The following is a 16,842-nucleotide window of genomic DNA, read 5'->3' as shown; positions in this document are numbered from 1 at the left end:
GTGATGTGCAGTCAGTCGGAATCCGGTTAGCCGAAGGTGAACGCGTACGCCTCGACACCCGGATCGAGAAACTCGATCGTGAAGGTGTGGTCGGCCACGTCGCCCGTCTGACGCACGAGCTGATAGAGACGCTGTTCCGTCACGACGCCCGTGCCGTCGGCGCCCACGTCGGTGCCGCGCGCATCGCCGGGCGTGGCGCCGTCGATCGTCACGCGAAAATGCACCGGCTTGCCGGCTGCGCCCGGCCCGAGCACCAGATGCAGGTCACGCGCATGGAAGCGATAGACGATGCGTCCGTTCGGCGCGGCGAGCGTCGCGTGTTCGGCGCCCACTTTCCACGTACCCGCGAGTCCCCAGTCGTTGACGTCGGGGCTCGACGGGGCGGCATAGGTGTGCGCGCGGTTCTCGGCTTCGCCGCCCGGCGATGCGAAGTTCTCGGCACGCGCATAGCCGATGTACGTTTCCGGCGACCTCATGTCGTTGCCGTCGGCGGCCGCCTCGACGCCTTTCGCGCGCTGCGTGAGACCCGTCGCCACCTGAGCCGCTTCCGGATGACCCGCTTCCACGAGCAGTTGCTGGATCACCTTCTCCGACTGTTCATACTCGCCTTCGCCGAAGTGATGATGACGCACACGCCCCTGCGCATCGACGAAATAGTGGGCCGGCCAGTACTGGTTGCCGAACGCGCGCCAGATCGCATAGTTGTTGTCGATTGCGACCGGGTAATCGACGCCGAGATCGTGCGTGGCCTTCTTCACGTTATCGATATTGCGCTCGAATGCGAACTCCGGCGCATGTACGCCGATCACGACGAGCCCCATGTCGCGGTACTTCTGCGACCACGCTTTCACATACGGCAACGTGCGCAGGCAGTTGATGCACGAATAGGTCCAGAAATCGACCAGCACGACCTTGCCCTTCAACTGCGCATTCGTGAGCGGCGGCGAGTTCAGCCATTGCACCGCGCCCGTCAGCGACGGCAGCGTGCCTTCGACGGGCAGCGGCGCGGCCGCAGCCGATGCGCGCATCATCGTGCCCGCGGGCGGTGTGACGTTGGCGGAGGCGGGCTGCACGTCGGCGGCCTTCATCATGGCGGGGCCATCGTTCGACACATTGGCCGACATCATCGCGTCGCCGGCCAGTTTGCGCGGCGACAGGCTGTCCACGAGGTGCTGCTCGATGCCGCTCGTCGCCACCGTCGATACCTTCGTCAGCACGCCCGTATCGAGCCCGAGCGCGATCGCTGCAACGCCGCACAGCATCGCCACGCCGATTCCGCGCCGCACCCATTCGCCCGCGCCGAGCGAGCGCTTCATCGCCGTGAAGACCCGTCCGCCGATCAACAGCGCAATGGCCAGCGAGGTCGCTGCGCCCGCCGCATACGCGAGCAACAGAAAGGTCGTACCGACGCTCGCGCCGCGCAACGCGGCGCCCGTCAGCACGAGGCCGAGGATCGGGCCCGCGCACGGCGCCCACAGCAGGCCCGTTGCGATGCCGAGCAGAAAGGACGAGCCGATACGCGGCTTTGCGCCGTCCGTCTGCGCAAGCTCGGACAGCCGGTTGCCCGCGCTGACGAGCGGGTGCATCAAACGGTCGGCGAGACGCGGCAGCAGTAGCGTGAGGCCGAACACGCCGAGCAGCACGATCGCGATCCAGCGGCCGTACTGGTTGGCCTGCGTGACCCAGCCGCCGCCGACAGCCGCCAGCGTCGCGACGAGCGCGAACGTGAGCGCCATGCCGCCGAGCAGAGGCAAGCCGGAGCGCGCGAACGGCTGGTCGGCGCGCGCGAAAACGAAGGGCAGCACGGGCAGAATGCACGGACTCAGGATCGTGAGCGCGCCGCCGAGGTAAGCGAGGACAATGAGTAACATGATCGTTGGGATGGTTGATCGTGCGAAATGGGGCTATGAAAGAAGATGTCAGGCGGCGCGCGGCGTGAAGGTCATCGCGAGCCCGTTCATGCAGTAGCGCAAGCCCGTCGGCTTCGGGCCGTCGTCGAACACGTGTCCCAGATGGCCACCGCACCGACCGCAATGCACTTCCGTGCGCACCATGCCCCATGAGCCGTCCTCGCGCGTCGCGACAGCATGATCGAGCGGCGCCCAGAAGCTCGGCCAGCCCGTATGGCTGTCGAACTTCGTGCTCGACGAAAACAGTTCGCGGCTGCAACCCGCGCAGGCGAACACGCCGCTGCGATGCTCGTCGTTCAGCGGGCTGCTGTACGGGCGCTCGGTGCCTTCCTCGCGCAGCACGTGGTATTGCGCAGGCGTGAGCTGCGCGCGCCATTGCGCATCGGAACGCGTGACTTCGAAGCGCGCGGGTGCGCCACCCGCTGCGTTCTTCGCGTCCGCTGAGCTCGGCCCGCCCGCTGCAAACGCGCGCCAGTGCGTGAGCGCAGCCAGCGCGGCGAGCGCGCTGCCGCCCGATAACAGGAACCGCCTGCGGCTTTTCATCGTGTGCTCCTTGGTGCGACTCGATTGAATATGGCGTAGCGTAAGTCCGCTGTGATATCCAGGTCCTCACGAAAACTTAAATTAATTGTGATAACCCGGCGGCCGAAAATTCTGCACAATGTCAGTGCTGTAAACGTTGTATGGCAACGTTTAATCCCTGCATTCAATCCCACGTTGATTCAAGCCAGCCGATGGACCATCCGAAGCGCGTACTGATCGTCGAAGACGATGTCGACATAGCAAATGTGCTGAGCCTGCACCTGCGGGACGAACGCTACGAGGTCGTCCATAGCGCCGACGGCAACGAAGGGCTGCGGCTGCTGGAGCAGGGCAACTGGGATGCGCTGATCCTCGACCTGATGCTGCCGGGCGTCGATGGCCTGGAGATCTGCCGGCGTGCCCGCGCGATGGCGCGCTATACGCCCATCATCATCACCAGCGCGCGTTCGAGCGAAGTGCACCGTATTCTTGGTCTGGAGCTTGGCGCGGACGACTATCTCGCCAAGCCTTTTTCCGTACTCGAACTGGTCGCGCGCGTGAAGGCGCTGTTGCGACGCGTCGATGCGATGGCGAAAGACGCGCGGATGGAAGCGGGCAGCCTGAACCTCGCCGGCCTGTTCATCGATCCGCTCACGCGCGAGGCGAGCGTCAACGGCAAGCGGATCGAACTGACGCCGCGCGAGTTCGATCTGCTGTACTTCTTCGCGAGCCGCCCGGGCAAGGTGTTCTCGCGCATGGATCTGCTGAACGCCGTGTGGGGCTATCAGCATGAAGGCTACGAGCACACCGTCAATACGCACATCAACCGGCTGCGCGCGAAGATCGAGGCCGACCCCGCGCAGCCCACGCGCATCCTGACGGTGTGGGGACGCGGCTACAAGTTCGTCGCCGATCCCGCGGCGCACGAAGGAGACGCGTCGTGAATCTGTCGTTGACACAGCGGTTGTCGCTGGTGTTTTCCATACTGCTGCTCGCGTGCTGCGGCGCGTCGGCATGGCTGCAGATACGTTCGAGCGATCTGCACGAAAAGGAAGTGATCCAGAGCCTGTCGCGCGATCTCGCTTCGCATATCGCGCGCAGTCCGGCACTGGCGGACGACAGCAACGACGGCTCGCGCAAGGACGCGTTGCGTGAGATTTTCGGGCAGTTGATGGTGGTCAATCCGAGCGTCGAGGTGTATCTGCTCGATCAGAACGGCCATATCGAAGGCGACGACGCGCCCGCCGGCCATCTGAAGCGGATGCAGGTCGACGTGCGGCCGGTGCGCGAGTTCATCGCTGGCGATCCGCTGCCGATACTCGGCGACGACCCGCGTAGCGTCGACGGGCGCAAGGTTTTCAGCGCGGCGTTGCTGCCGCACGCGAGCAACCGGCCGCCGGAATACCTGTACGTCGTGCTGCAAGGTGAAGCGCACGATGCGCTCGCGGCGCGCGTCGCGGCAAGCTCCGTGTTGCGCACGACGTTGTGGTCGATGGCGGTCGTCGCGCTGCTCGGTCTGGTGGCGGGGCTGATGGCGTTCGGGCTGATCACACGGCCGCTGCGCCGTCTCACCGACGCGATGCGCAAGTTCGATGCGAATGGCGAGCCGGATACACAACCTTCGATTGCCAACGCGGCGCGCCCGTCGCCTTCGAATTCACGCGACGAAATCGCAACGCTCGAATCGACGTTCGCGCAGATGGCCGAGCGCATCGGCCAGCAATGGCGCGCGTTGACGCGGCAGGACCAGGAGCGGCGCGAACTGGTGGCGAACATTTCACACGATCTGCGTACGCCGCTGACTTCGCTGCACGGCTACCTGGAAACGCTGTCGATGAAATCGGACACGCTGAGCGATGCCGAGCGCAAGCGCTATCTGGCTATCGCGCTTGGGCAGAGCGTGAAGGTCGGCAGGCTTGCGCAGTCGCTGTTCGAGCTCGCGCGGCTGGAGCACGGCAACGTGCAGCTTGCGCTTGAGGATTTCTCACTGGTCGATCTGTTGCAGGATGTGTTTCAGAAGTTCGAGCTGTCTGCCGAAGCGCGGCATATCCAGCTGCGTGCGGGCATTCCGCCGCGTTTGCCTAACGTGACGGCGGACCTTGGGATGATCGAGCGCGTGCTGACCAATCTGCTTGATAACGCGATCCGTCATACGCCGGATGCGGGCGCAGTCGATGTTGAGCTTGCGGTGCGGGACGGTAAGGTGTCGGTGACGGTGAGCGATACGGGGCCGGGCATGTCGGAGGAAGTGCGCGCGGGTCTGTTCCAGCGTGCGTTTACGTCGGGCGGCGCGCATCGCGGTGGGCTGGGGCTGCTGATCGTGCAGCGGATGCTTCAGTTGCATGATAGCCAGATACGGCTTGTTGAGCGGGATGGCGCAGGGACCGCGTTTTGTTTTGAATTGCATCCGGCGGGGAGTGTGCAGAAGGGGGGACGCGTGGTGGCGTCCATGCAGTAGATTTGCACGCAGGGGTTCGTGCGGGAGGTTTGGCGTTTTTGGGGTTTTCTGCCTTTGCGCTGGCATTCGCGAGGCGCTTGGCTTTTATGCCTCTGCGCTGGCATCCGCGTTATGCCTTCGTGCTTCACGCGTCGCCCCTGTGCGGGGCGGCACCTACTTTTCTTTGCCGCCGCAAAGAAAAGTAGGCAAAAGAAAGCGGCTAACACCGCCAGCTCTTGTGTTTGCCTGAGGGCCCCCAACCGGTCTTACGCTTCACACGGCAGCGTCTTTGTTTGCGTGCGTTGCCAACGCTTCGAATAAACGCCTCACCCGCTTCAGACACCCGCACAAGAGCCAGCGGCAGCGAATGGTTTCTGCCGCCCAGGTGGCAAACTGTGTGTAGGGTGTCGCGGCGTATAGCGTGGCGTTCTTACATGTAGGAACGCGTGTACTTTCGGTCCGGAGTGAGGCGTGTGTGGCGCTACGGCCTACACACAGTTTGCCACCTGGGCGGCCGTGGAATATCTGGCACAGCGTGCCGCAACGCGGGCGCGTGAAGCGGGTGAGGCGCACCGCAAGAGCGCTGGCAACGAACGTCGGTCACGTGGTTGCGGCGTGAAGCGTAAGAACCTTCGGGGGCCCTCAGGCAAGAAGAAATGTTGGCGGTGTTAGCCGCTTTCTTTTGCCTACTTTTCTTTGCGGCGGCAAAGAAAAGTAGGTGCCGCCCCGCACAGGGGCGACGCTTGAACAGCAAACACCGTAGCGCGGATGCCAGCGCAAACACAAGCAAACCAAACCAAACCGCCAGGCTCAAAAGCGGATGCCAGCGCAAGGGCATAAAACGCTTCCCAGCAAGTACATAAAACCCCTACAAAACAAGCCAAATCCAAACACCAGTTTGAAACGCACGAAAAATTGAAGTGCGCCCCACGCACCTTACCCGCGGTAATTTTCTGAAACGCTGTTTGAAAAGTTTGAGCACCCCAATCGTTAAAGAAGCGGCCATGCAGGCCGTTATCTGCAGTTAGACCACAACAGGGTATATTTTGGCGCCCGCGATTCCGCTAGACTGCTGTTCCTTCTCCCGAAGAAAAGCGTCGCGCGTCTCCCGCATGCGACCAAACGCCGTTTCCCTCGTATGTGGCGGCCGCATCACCGCCATCGAGCCGATGCCGCCCTGGTGTGCGCTTTAAAGTGCATTGAAGTCGGATCGCAATAAGGACAGACGAAATGCGGTGGTGCTACTCAAATGCATGTGTCTGGCAGCGGGGCATGCCTGCCCGCATCGCGTGCGCGGCTGTCTGTCCCAATCGTTTCCTTGACGCAGTCATCCTTTTTATCGGCTGCTGCATGCTGATCGCGCATGCGTCAGCGGCCGAGAACGTGCTGCGCGTGCTCGCATGGCCGGGCTATGCCGACCCCGACGTCGTGAAAGGTTTCGAGAGCCGCTATCACGCAAAAGTCGAAGTCACGCTGATCGATTCCGATGAAGCGCTGTGGGACAAGATGCATCAGGGCAAGGCACCGCAGTTCGACGTGCTCGCGGCAAATACGGCTGAAATCCAGCGCTACGCACACGACAATCTGCTCGCGCCGCTCGATCTCGGCAGTCTGCCGAACACGAAACGGCAGTTGCCGCGCTTTCGCGCATTGTCGTCGATCGACGGACTGACGAAGCAAGGCGCCGTCTACGCGATTCCGTTCACCTATTCGACGATGGGCCTCATCTACGACCGCAAGCAGGTGAGCGTCGCGCCGCATTCGATGAACGAATTGTGGAATCCGCGCTATCGCGGCAAGGTACTCGACTACAACAGCGCGCAGCACAATTTCTCGTTCACGGCGCTCGCGCTCGGCTACCCGGATCCGTTTCAGCTGAACGGCGCGCAGATTCAGACCATCACGCGCAAGCTGATCGATCTACGGCGCAATCTGCTGACGTACTACAACCTGCCGGAAGAGGCCGCTGCGTTCTTCGTGCAGCACAAGGTCGCGCTGATGTTCGGCAACTACGGCACGCAGCAGCTCGAACTGCTGCGCCGCGCGGGCGCCGACGTCGGCTATGTGATTCCCGACGAAGGCGTGCTCGCATGGCTCGACTGCTGGTCGATGACGAGCGCAGCGGCGAACCGGCCGCTCGCGCTTGCATGGATCAACTACATGCTGGAGCCGGATGTCAGCCGGCTGCTGACGCAGCGCCAGGGTCTCGCCAACACGCTCACCGAGTCGCCCGAAAACACGGACAAGAGCCACATCCTCTGGATCGAACCCGTCGAGAACATCGAGAAACGCGAGGCGCTGTGGAGCCGCATCGTCTCGGGCGACCGCCCGGAGCGTTTCTGATGATGCGCCCCGGGCTCACCTTCAAGCTCTCAGTGCTGCTCGCGCTGATCGGCGTGCTCGCGTCCGGCACGACGGGTTATTACGCGTATCGCGCGAACCGCACGATGCTCGTGCACGAAGCGGAGCGCAGTCTGCTCACATCGACGGAACTGCTCGGCCAGCGCTTCACGATGGCGATCAACGACATCGCCGCGGACGCGCTGGTGCTGTCGACGATGCCGTCGGCCGCGACCGTCGCGCTCAACGACGACGGCAGGTCCGTCGACAACCCGACGCGCGACCGGCTCGCGCAGGTGTTCGCGAGTTTTATTGCGCAGCACCCCGAGTATCTGCAGGTCAGGCTCATCGCGCGCAACCACTATGGGCTGGAGCTGATCCGTATCGACCGTGAATCGGGCGGCACGGTGCGCGTGCAGGAAAGCGCGCTGCAGGAGAAAGGGCAGTTCGCGTATGTGTTCGATACGCTCGCGCTGCCGCCGGGGCGCGTCTACATTTCCCCCATTGCCGTCAATCACGAGCACGGCGCGCACGCGGCCGAGGGCAAGCCGACGCTGCGGGTCGGCACGCCTGTCGCCAACGTGCGCGGCGACGTGGTCGGCGTGGTCGTGATCGACGTCGATCTCGCGAGCCTGTTGCGGCTCTCGCAAGCCGATCTCCCCGCCGACTATCAGGTCTATCTCGCCAACGAGTGGGGCGATTTTCTCGTGCATCCCGACCCGTCGCTGACGTTCGGCTTCGACAAGGGCAGGCGCGTGTTCATGCAGGAAAGCTTCGCGGCGACGAAACCGCTATTCGAGCAGTCGACCCAGCCGGTGCTGATGAACGGACTCACGCAACCGAACGAAGCGACGGGGCACGTATTCTCGTTCGTGCGCCGGCCGTTCGGCGAGTCGCAGGGCAACCGCTTCATCGTGATCGGGCTCGGGAAGCCGCTGCACGAGGTGCTCGTCGGCGCGAACATGCTCGGCAACAGCATCGTGCGGATGGTGCTGATTTTCAGCGCGTTCGCGATCCTGCTCGCCATTCTGTTCGCCCGCGCGCTGACGCGCCCGCTGCATAGTCTCGCGGAAGCCGCCACGCACTTTTTCTCCGAGCACACGGTGGACGCATTGCCGCTCAGGCGCACGGATGAAATCGGCGTGCTCGCGCGCTGCTTCGACCGCATGCGCCGCGAGATCCGCGTGCAGATGGACGAACTGCGCAGCAAGCAGCACGAGCTCACGCATCTCGCGAGCCACGACGGACTGACGGGGCTGCCGAACCGGATGCTCTTCATGCAGAAGCTGGAGGAAGCGATCGACCGGGCGCGGGTGAGCGGCGAGCGGCTTGCCGTGCTGTTCATCGACCTGAACCGCTTCAAGCAGATTAACGATCAATACGGCCATTCCGTCGGCGACGACGTGCTTGCCGTCGTCGCGCGCCGTTTGCAAGATGTGCTGCATACGGGCGACATCGTCGCGCGCCTGGGCGGCGACGAGTTCATTGTGCTGGTCAAGGGCGAGCGTTCCGCTGATGCGGCGCCCGCGATCGCTGCGCGCATCGTGCGCACGCTGGACGACGAGCTGATGATCGACGATCAGCCGATGGCCGTCGGCGCGAGCATCGGCATCAGCCAGTTCCCGGCGGACGGCGATTCCGCCGAAGCGTTGCTGCTCAACGCGGACGCCGCAATGTACGCGGCGAAGTCGGGCGGCTCGGGTGCGTGGCTGTCGTATGGCGAGCTGATCGACATGCGGCGCGCGCGCACCGGACGCGGCAAGCAGCGCAAAAGCGAGCGCGAATCCGAAAAGGTCGAGCCTGCCGATGACGGCACCGACGTCATTGCATAAGGGCTGAACAAACGGGCTGAACAGACGCATTGGGTCAGGTGGCTTTCCACGCGGCATGGTTCTTGCAAAAAGCTTGCATGTCAAAGCGGAAAGGAGAACCCGATGACCTTGGCCATTTACCTGATCGGCTGGCTGATTTTCATTGGCGGCGTGTCGTGGGCCCTCGTCACCATGCACGTCGCGCAGCATTACGTCTTGATCGTCGCCGTCATTCTGCTCGGCATCGGCGTCGTCACGGGCGCAACCCGCGCGCGTGGCCGCGACCGCTCTTCATAGCATTTCATCGCACGCACGCAGGTCACGGCACAGGCATTTTTTGCACGTCGCCGTGACCTGCCGCGACACATGTTGTGACATTTCCCGACATAGTTTTTGAACTGACCTGAAGGGCAGTTTCTTCTACGATTCATTCCGTCGCCACACTGCAAACGCGAAGTGGCCCGAACCGTGAAGGACACTGCCGTGAAAACCCGCTCGCACATCTTCTCTTCGTTGTCTGGTCTGCTGAACCGTTCGTCGGCATCCGCTGCGCGCCGCATCGCGCTGGCAGCGGCAGCGACGGTGATCGGCGCAAGCGCGTCGCTCGTCAGCGTGCCCGCTTGGGCCGGCTGGTACGGCCATGGCACCGCGTACACGTCGCACGGCGAATACAACGGCGCGCACGGCGGCTACTGCAGCGGCGGCACCTGCAACCACGCGGGCGGCGTGGCCGGCCCCTACGGCGGCGTCGCGAGCAACTCGGGCAGCGTCACGCGTACGTCGCCGGGCCAGTTCTCCAACTCGGGCACGGCCTACGGACCGAACGGCCGCTCAGTGCAGCATTCCGGCGACACCAGCTGCGCAAGCGGCACCTGCTCCCATACGGGCACGATGACGGGCTCGGACGGCAAGACGGCATCGACGTCGGGTGACGTGACGCGCAACGGCGCCGGCCAATACTCGTCGTCGGGAACCGTGACGGGCGGCAACGGCAACAGCTACAACCACTCGGCATCGACGAACTGCGGCGGCTGGACGTGCTCGCGCTCGGGCACCGTGACGGGCAGCAACGGCGGCACGGTCACACACTCGGGCAGCGCAACGAGCGTGGCGCCTGGCGTAGTCGTCACGTCGGGCAGCGCGACAGGCACGCACGGCAACACCGTGACGACGAGCGGCACGGTCGTGCATGGCGGCGTTGTCACGACGGGCGGCACGGCTGTGGTGACGGGCACGACGACGGTCGGCGCGGCTGTCGTGGTGCCGCCGCCTGTGATCGTCCCGCCGCCTCCCGCTGTGATCGTCGCCGCGCCTGTGCCCGCGCCCGTCGTCGTGGTTCCGCCGCCCCCGCCGGCCGCTGTGGTGGTCGCGCCGGCTCCCGTCGTCGTGCCGCCGCCGCCCGCACGTGTGGTGGTCGTCGCTCCGCCGCCGCCCCCGCATGTCGTGTATGTCGCACCGATGCCGCGTCCCGCCGTCTGGATTCCGGGACACTGGGTCGGCCGCGTGTGGATTCCGGCGCACTGGGCGTAAATGAACAAGGCAGACGTACAAACACAAACGGCGCGTGAAGCGCCGTTTGTGTTTTGTGCGAGAAGTGGAAGTTGAGGTGGAAGCTCAGCTCGGCTTCATGCCGGGCCCAACCGTCACGGTTGGATCGACAGGCACGGTTTCCGCAACCACGCTTGCGGGCACGAGCGGCTTGCTGCGAAAACGCGAGCGAATGCGCCGGCGCATCGGCTCTTCGAAATACGTGAACACGATGACGCTGAACAGCAGCGTGAACGTGAGCGGAATCCAGCCGTTGCTCGCGCGAAAACCCACAAGCCACGCGAGATACGCGAGCGGCACGTGAATCAGGAAGAGCGCATAACTCGCTTCGCCGAAGCGCACGAGCCAGCGCTGATTCAGCAGGCCGATCACGGGCCGTTCCAGCAGCGCGAGGCCGAGAATCAAGGTCGCGAAGAACGGGCTTTGCGGATAGAACACGGGCGTGGTGGGTTGCCACAGCGCGAGCACGATCAGCACGACGACGGAACCCGACACCAGCGCGATGCCACGGCCATGCATCGACACACCGCGCGTGCGCAAAGTCTGGAATGCGAGCGCCGCGCCGATGCCCAGCATGAACTCGGCGATCCGGCACAGCGGCAGCGTGCCCGCAAGGAAGTGACTGCGCGAGACGGGGAACGCGGCCATGATGAACAGGATCATCAGGCCCTGCGCGATCCAGACGCCGAGCAGCGTGACGGCGAGCGTCGATGCGCGCATCTTCACGAAGCGCGCGAGGATCAACGGAAAGAGCGCGTAGAAAAACGCCTCGCACGACACGCTCGAAGCCGGACCATTCCACGGCTGATTGATCGCGGCGAACGGGAACCAGGCGGTGATCAGGAACACCTGGCAAATGAAGCTCACCACCAGTGAAAGATTGATCGACGTCTTCAGCGCGAACCACTTGAGCAACAGCACATCGTTGTGCGAGATGACGAGGTACGCGGTCGTGACGGATGCAATGGCGAGCGCGAACAGGATGTTCGGATAGATGCGTGCGACGCGCGCGACGTAAAAATTATGCGGGCCTTGCGTCGCGAGTTCATCGCGATACGTGTACGTGAGAATGAAGCCCGAGAGCACGAAGAAGAGGGAAACAGCCGAGCGCCCGCCATCGACGAAATTGAAGAACGAAACGGGCGTATTGAGCAGTTCGAGTTCGCGGTAATGCGACAGGACGACGGTCAGCGCTGCAAGAAAGCGGATGCTCGTCAGCGCAGGAACGATACCGTTGGCCTGAATGGTCGTCGCTCGCATTGGGCTCTCATTCTTAAAAGGATGCGCCAAAAGTTTCCGCATCGACAGTTCAGTTTAACGGTCTGCCATGACGTTCTTTCCGGTTGAACCCTGAGGTGTCGGAAAACACCGAGACATTGGCCGAGCGATCCCCGTTGCGCGTTGTGTACCGGCACCGATTAATTGTTACGACAAATGAAACGCGCCCCGGTCGTGATCCGTATTGCAATGCGTGTTGCATGGCGATTTCGGATGGCCTCTGTCCGATCCAGACAAACCCTGATTGCTGCGCCGAAAGGGCCGCTGATATCGTGCGCAGGTCATGTGGAAGCGCTTCCACTCCGGCTTTCGTTTCGTCGATCGATTCGTTTCAGACACACATCAAACCATTCAGCGAGAGGAGGTTCCGTGGCATACGATGCAGTGGCACCGGGCGGCATTCAGTCGAACAGCATTCAGTCGAGCAGTCAGCAAAGCGATCCCTTCACGCCATCCGCCGACTCCGTGCTCTGGCGCAAGGACTTTCTGCTCGGCGCGGCAACGGCCTCGTATCAGATCGAAGGCGCCGTCACCGAGGACGGCCGCCTGCCGTCCATCTGGGACACGTTCTCCGCGACGCCGGGCAAGGTGCTCGCGGGCGACACGGGCGCCGTGGCCTGCGATCACTATCACCGCTGGGAAAGCGATCTCGACCTGCTGTCCGGGCTCAACTTCGAGGCGTACCGGCTTTCGGTTGCGTGGCCGCGCGTGATGGACGAAGCGGGGCGCCCGAACGCAAAGGGCCTCGATTTCTACAAGCGGCTGCTCGGCAGGCTGAAGGACAAGGGCTTGCAGACCTTCGTCACGCTGTATCACTGGGACTTGCCGCAGCATCTCGAAGATCGCGGCGGCTGGCTCAACCGCGAGACCGTCTATCGTTTTGCCGACTACGCCGACCTGATGAGCCGCGAACTGTCGGGTCACGTCGACGCGTGGATGACGCTGAACGAGCCGTGGTGTTCGGCGTTCCTCGGCTACGGCAACGGCCATCATGCGCCCGGTCTTGCGAACGTGCGCTACGCGACGCAGGCGATGCATCATCTGCTGCTCGCGCATGGCCAGGCGACCCAGGTACTGCGGGCGAACGATCCGTCGTCGATGAAAGGCATCGTTGCGAACGTGGGGCGCGGTACGACTGCAACGTCGAGCGAAGCGGACCAGCGCGCCGCGCATCTGTTCGAAGTGCAGCACAATGCGTGGATTCTCGATCCGCTTCTGAAGGGCGAGTATCCGGCCGATCTATGGGAGCTGTGGCCGGGCGCCGAGCCGCTCATGCTCGAAGGCGACCTGCAAACCATCGCGGCGCCGCTCGATTTTCTCGGCATCAACTATTATTTCCGCACCAATGTGAAGAGCGACGGCGCGCACGGCTTCGTCGACGCGCCGCTGGCCAATGTCGAACGCACGCAGATGGGCTGGGAAGTCTATCCGGATGGCCTGCGAGACCTGCTGACGGGATTTCACGGCACGTATCCGAACCTGCCGCCTATCTATATCACCGAGAATGGCATGGCCTCGGACGACACGGTGGAGAACGGCCGTGTCGAGGACCCGCAGCGCATCGCGTTCCTCAAGCGGCATCTGGCCGCGGTCGATCAGGCCGTGAAGCAGGGCGTCGATATTCGTGGCTACTTCGTCTGGTCGCTGCTGGATAATTTCGAATGGGCGTTTGGCTACGAGCGTCGCTTCGGCGTCGTGCATGTCGATTACGGCACGCAGCAGCGCACCGTCAAACGCAGCGGCGAGCTGATCGCGAAGTTCATCGAGGCGCGCAAACAGCAGCGCTGATCAAGACGCGCTGACACGCAGTCACAAGAAGCTGATACGCAGTCGACCTGATAAATCGGGCCTCGAGCCTGAAGGAGACGGAATGAACAGCAGAAAACAGTGGGCGTTGAAAAGCGGTATCGCACTCGCATTGGCCATCACGGGCGTCATCGCGCAAGCGGAGCCATTGAAGGCCAATGTGATTCACTGGTGGACGTCGGGCGGCGAATCGGCGGCGATCCGGCAGTTCGCCGACGCGTACAACCAGGCGGGCGGCCAGTGGGTCGACAACGCCGTGGCGGGCGCCGACCAGGCGCGTGCGACCGCGATCAACCGCATTGTCGGTGGCGATCCGCCCACGGCTGCGCAGTTCAACACGTCGAAGCAGTTTCATGACCTGATCGATCAGGGCCTGCTCAACAACGTCGATGCCGTTGCCACGAAGGAGAACTGGGCAGCCATTTTCCCGCAATCGATACTCGACAGCATCAAGGTCAACGGCCATTACTACGCGGCGCCCGTCGATATCCACATGCCCGCGTGGTTCTTCTATTCGAAGCCGGTGTTTGCGAAAGCGGGCATTGCGGGCGACCCGAAGAGCTTCGATGAATTCGTCGGCGATCTCGACAAGCTGAAGAAAGCGGGCGTGATACCGCTCGCGCTGGGCGGCCAGCCGTGGCAGGAGAAGATCACGTTCGATGCCGTGTTTGCCGATGTCGGCGGACCCGATCTGTATCTGAAGGTGTATCGCGACCGCGACCAGAACGCGGTGAAATCGGATGCGTTCAAGAAGGTGCTCGCGTCGTTCAAGAAGCTGCATGATTACGTCGATGCCGGCTCGCCGGGCCGCAACTGGAACGACGCGACGGCGCTCGTGATCTCCGGCAAGGCGGGCGTGCAGATCATGGGCGACTGGGCGAAGGGCGAATTTTCGGCGGCGAAGCAGGCGCCCGGCAAGGACTTCGGCTGCTTCCCCGGTTTTGGTCCGCGTTCGCCGTATCTGGTGGCGGGCGATGTGTTCGTATTCCCGAAGACGGATAACGCGACAGCGATCAAGGCGCAGAATCTGCTCGCGACGGTGATGACCTCGCCGCAGGCGCAGGTCGCGTTCAGCGAGAAGAAAGGCTCGATCCCGATCCGGCCCGACGTCGACGTGAATCAGCTCGACATCTGCGCGAAGGAGGGCATTGCGATCATGAAGGACAAGTCGCGCCAGTTGCCGAACCCGGAAATGCTCCTGTCGCCTGACATGCAGGGCGCGTTGACGGACGTCATCACGAACTTCTGGAACAAGAACCAGTCGGTCGACGATGCACAAAAGGCCTTTGCCAGCGCACTGAAGGGCTGACGCGCGATGGGCACGCTCAAGTCGCATGCCTTGCCCGAGATGACAGCGAACCGGCGGCCCGTCGCGAAGACGCGCGGGCGGCCGTTGAGGAAGCGCTGGTCGCTCGCCGCGTGGATCGCGCTGATTCCGATGGTAGTCACGGTCGTCTTCGCGTATCTCGGCACGATGCTGTGGACGGCGCGCGTGTCGCTCAGCAACTCGCGCACGTTCCCATCGAACGATTTCGTCGGCTTCACACAATACGTGCGGCTGTTTCATAACGACCGCTGGCTCGTGTCGCTGCAGCATATCGCGATTTATGGCGTGTGCTTCATCGTCGCGTGCATCGTGATCGGCATGCTGCTCGCGATCTTCATCGACCAGCGCGTGATGGCGGAAGGCGTGTTGCGCACGGTGTTCCTGTATCCGTACGCGATGTCGTTCGTCGCGACGGGTCTGGTGTGGCAATGGATCCTCAACCCCGAGCTTGGCGCGCAGTCGCTGCTGCACAAGATGGGCTTCACGCATGCGCGCTTCGACTGGATCGTCGATCAGGACTTCGTGATCTATACGATCGTGATCGCGACCGTCTGGCAGGCGTCGGGTCTCGTGATGGCCGTGATGCTGGCGGGCTTGCGCGGGATCGACGACGAGCTGTGGAAAGCCGCGCGCATCGACGGTATTCCGCGCTGGCGCGTCTACGCGAGCATCGTGATTCCGATGCTCGGCCCGTCGATCTCGACTGCGTTCGTGCTGCTGTTCGTCGCCGTGGTGAAGCTGTTCGATGCTGTCGTTGCGATGACGCAGGGCGGTCCCGGCACTGCGAGCGAAGTGCCTGCGAAGTTCATCATGGACTATCTGTTCGGGCGTGCGAATATCGGGCTCGCGTCGGCCGCGTCGATCGTGCTGCTCGCGACGGTGCTCGCGATTCTTGCGCCGTTCCTGTATGCCCGCAGCCGAAGCGCGTCGCGCAAGGAGGTGTGATGAGCACGACGCTTGAACCTTCCGCTCGTGTGTCACGGCAATATCATGCACGCAGAAAGCGCTTTGCTCCGTCGCGCCTCGGCATCTATGGCTTTCTGATTATCGCCGCGCTGTTCTTCCTGTTGCCGCTCTACGTGATGCTCGTGACGTCGGTGAAGCCGATGGACGAAATCCGCCTGGGCAATCTGCTCGCACTGCCCGCGCACTTCACGCTGCAACCGTGGAGCGATGCATGGCAGTCGGCATGCACGGGACTCGATTGCAACGGCATCCGCGTGGGCTTCTGGAACTCGGTGCGCATCGTTGTGCCGAGCACGGTGTTCTCGATCGTGATCGGCGCGATCAACGGCTATGCGCTGTCGTTCTGGCGGCCGCGCGGCGCGGGCCTGTTCTTCGGCGTGTTGCTGCTCGGCGCGTTCATTCCGTATCAGGTGATGATCTACCCGATGGTGCGCGTGCTGGCGAGCGTGCATCTGTTCAGTTCGCTCCCCGGCATCGTGATCATTCACACGATCTTCGGTATGCCCGTGATGACGCTGCTGTTCCGCAACTACTACGCGGGCATTCCGCTGGAACTGTTCAAGGCCGCGCGTATCGATGGCGGCGGTTTCTGGCGCATCTTCTTTCAACTGATGCTGCCGATGTCGCTGCCCATCATCGTCGTCGCGATGATTCTGCAGGTGACGAACATCTGGAACGACTACCTGCTCAGCCTCGTGTTCGCGGGCACGCGCAACCTGCCGATGACGGTGCAACTGAACAACATCATCAACACGACGACAGGCGAGAAGATCTACAACGTCAACATGGCGGCGACGATCCTGACTTCCGTCGTGCCGCTCGCCGTGTATTTCATTTCGGGCCGCTGGTTCGTGCGCGGCATCGCGTCCGGCGCAGTGAAGGGTTGAAGGGACGAAT

13 protein-coding genes are annotated in these 16,842 nt (G+C 63.1%); 10 read left to right on the top strand and 3 right to left on the bottom strand.

Translation table 11 applies throughout. From position 1 onward, the window contains the following. Positions 1-26: 26 nt before the first annotated feature. On the bottom strand, positions 27-1,871 hold the full coding sequence (locus SB822_RS17870; RefSeq protein WP_410855270.1) for a cytochrome c biogenesis protein DipZ: 1,845 nt from the start codon (positions 1,869-1,871) through the stop codon (positions 27-29). A 48-nt stretch (positions 1,872-1,919) separates the two neighbouring features. Then, a complete protein-coding gene (msrB, locus tag SB822_RS17865; RefSeq protein ID WP_410855269.1) occupies positions 1,920-2,453 on the bottom strand; it encodes a peptide-methionine (R)-S-oxide reductase MsrB in 534 nt (177 codons plus the stop codon). 191 nt (positions 2,454-2,644) lie between these two features. Between msrB and SB822_RS17860 the strand changes: the two genes are divergently transcribed. The 6 genes from SB822_RS17860 (at position 2,645) to SB822_RS17835 (ending at position 10,550) form a co-directional block, all read left to right on the top strand. After that, positions 2,645-3,376, top strand: coding sequence for a response regulator transcription factor (locus SB822_RS17860; protein ID WP_009771640.1), 732 nt, complete (start codon positions 2,645-2,647; stop codon positions 3,374-3,376). After that, positions 3,373-4,890 carry an ATP-binding protein gene (locus SB822_RS17855; protein WP_410855268.1) on the top strand — a complete coding sequence of 506 codons (1,518 nt, stop codon included), beginning with the start codon at positions 3,373-3,375 and terminating at the stop codon, positions 4,888-4,890. Before SB822_RS17860 ends, SB822_RS17855 begins: the two co-directional genes overlap by 4 nt. Before the next feature lie 1,209 nt (positions 4,891-6,099). Beyond that, positions 6,100-7,212 (top strand): PotD/PotF family extracellular solute-binding protein, encoded by a 1,113-nt coding sequence (locus SB822_RS17850; protein WP_079488546.1) that lies wholly within the window; start codon positions 6,100-6,102, stop codon positions 7,210-7,212. Continuing rightward, complete coding sequence (locus SB822_RS17845; RefSeq protein ID WP_410855267.1) at positions 7,212-9,041, top strand: diguanylate cyclase domain-containing protein; 1,830 nt, start codon at positions 7,212-7,214, stop codon at positions 9,039-9,041. Before SB822_RS17850 ends, SB822_RS17845 begins: the two co-directional genes overlap by 1 nt. Positions 9,042-9,143: 102 nt before the next feature. Continuing rightward, entirely contained in the window at positions 9,144-9,317 is a 174-nt protein-coding gene (locus SB822_RS17840; RefSeq protein ID WP_007744500.1) for a hypothetical protein, read from the top strand. Between the two features lie 186 nt (positions 9,318-9,503). Continuing rightward, positions 9,504-10,550, top strand: coding sequence for a hypothetical protein (locus SB822_RS17835; RefSeq protein ID WP_007744502.1), 1,047 nt, complete (start codon positions 9,504-9,506; stop codon positions 10,548-10,550). Positions 10,551-10,634: 84 nt separating this feature from the next. Here SB822_RS17835 and SB822_RS17830 read toward each other — a convergent pair whose 3' ends face one another. Further along, the gene (locus tag SB822_RS17830; protein ID WP_007744504.1) at positions 10,635-11,828 is read right to left on the bottom strand and encodes an acyltransferase family protein; all 1,194 of its coding nucleotides are present in this window, start codon (positions 11,826-11,828) and stop codon (positions 10,635-10,637) included. A 387-nt stretch (positions 11,829-12,215) separates the two neighbouring features. Between SB822_RS17830 and SB822_RS17825 the strand changes: the two genes are divergently transcribed. The 4 genes from SB822_RS17825 to SB822_RS17810 all read left to right on the top strand — a co-directional run bounded on the left by SB822_RS17825 (position 12,216) and on the right by SB822_RS17810 (position 16,832). Next, complete coding sequence (locus SB822_RS17825; RefSeq protein WP_410855266.1) at positions 12,216-13,634, top strand: GH1 family beta-glucosidase; 1,419 nt, start codon at positions 12,216-12,218, stop codon at positions 13,632-13,634. 82 nt (positions 13,635-13,716) lie between these two features. After that, entirely contained in the window at positions 13,717-14,961 is a 1,245-nt protein-coding gene (locus SB822_RS17820) for an ABC transporter substrate-binding protein (RefSeq protein ID WP_410855265.1), read from the top strand. 6 nt (positions 14,962-14,967) lie between these two features. After that, complete coding sequence (locus SB822_RS17815) at positions 14,968-15,924, top strand: carbohydrate ABC transporter permease (protein WP_410855264.1); 957 nt, start codon at positions 14,968-14,970, stop codon at positions 15,922-15,924. Then, a complete protein-coding gene (locus SB822_RS17810; RefSeq protein WP_410855263.1) occupies positions 15,924-16,832 on the top strand; it encodes a carbohydrate ABC transporter permease in 909 nt (302 codons plus the stop codon). Before SB822_RS17815 ends, SB822_RS17810 begins: the two co-directional genes overlap by 1 nt. Positions 16,833-16,842: the final 10 nt, after the last annotated feature.

Origin of the sequence: Paraburkholderia sp. SIMBA_054 (assembly GCF_046534875.1) — a bacterium.
Lineage (GTDB): Bacteria > Pseudomonadota > Gammaproteobacteria > Burkholderiales > Burkholderiaceae > Paraburkholderia > Paraburkholderia hospita.
This window is presented reverse-complemented; position numbering and strand designations above follow the sequence as displayed.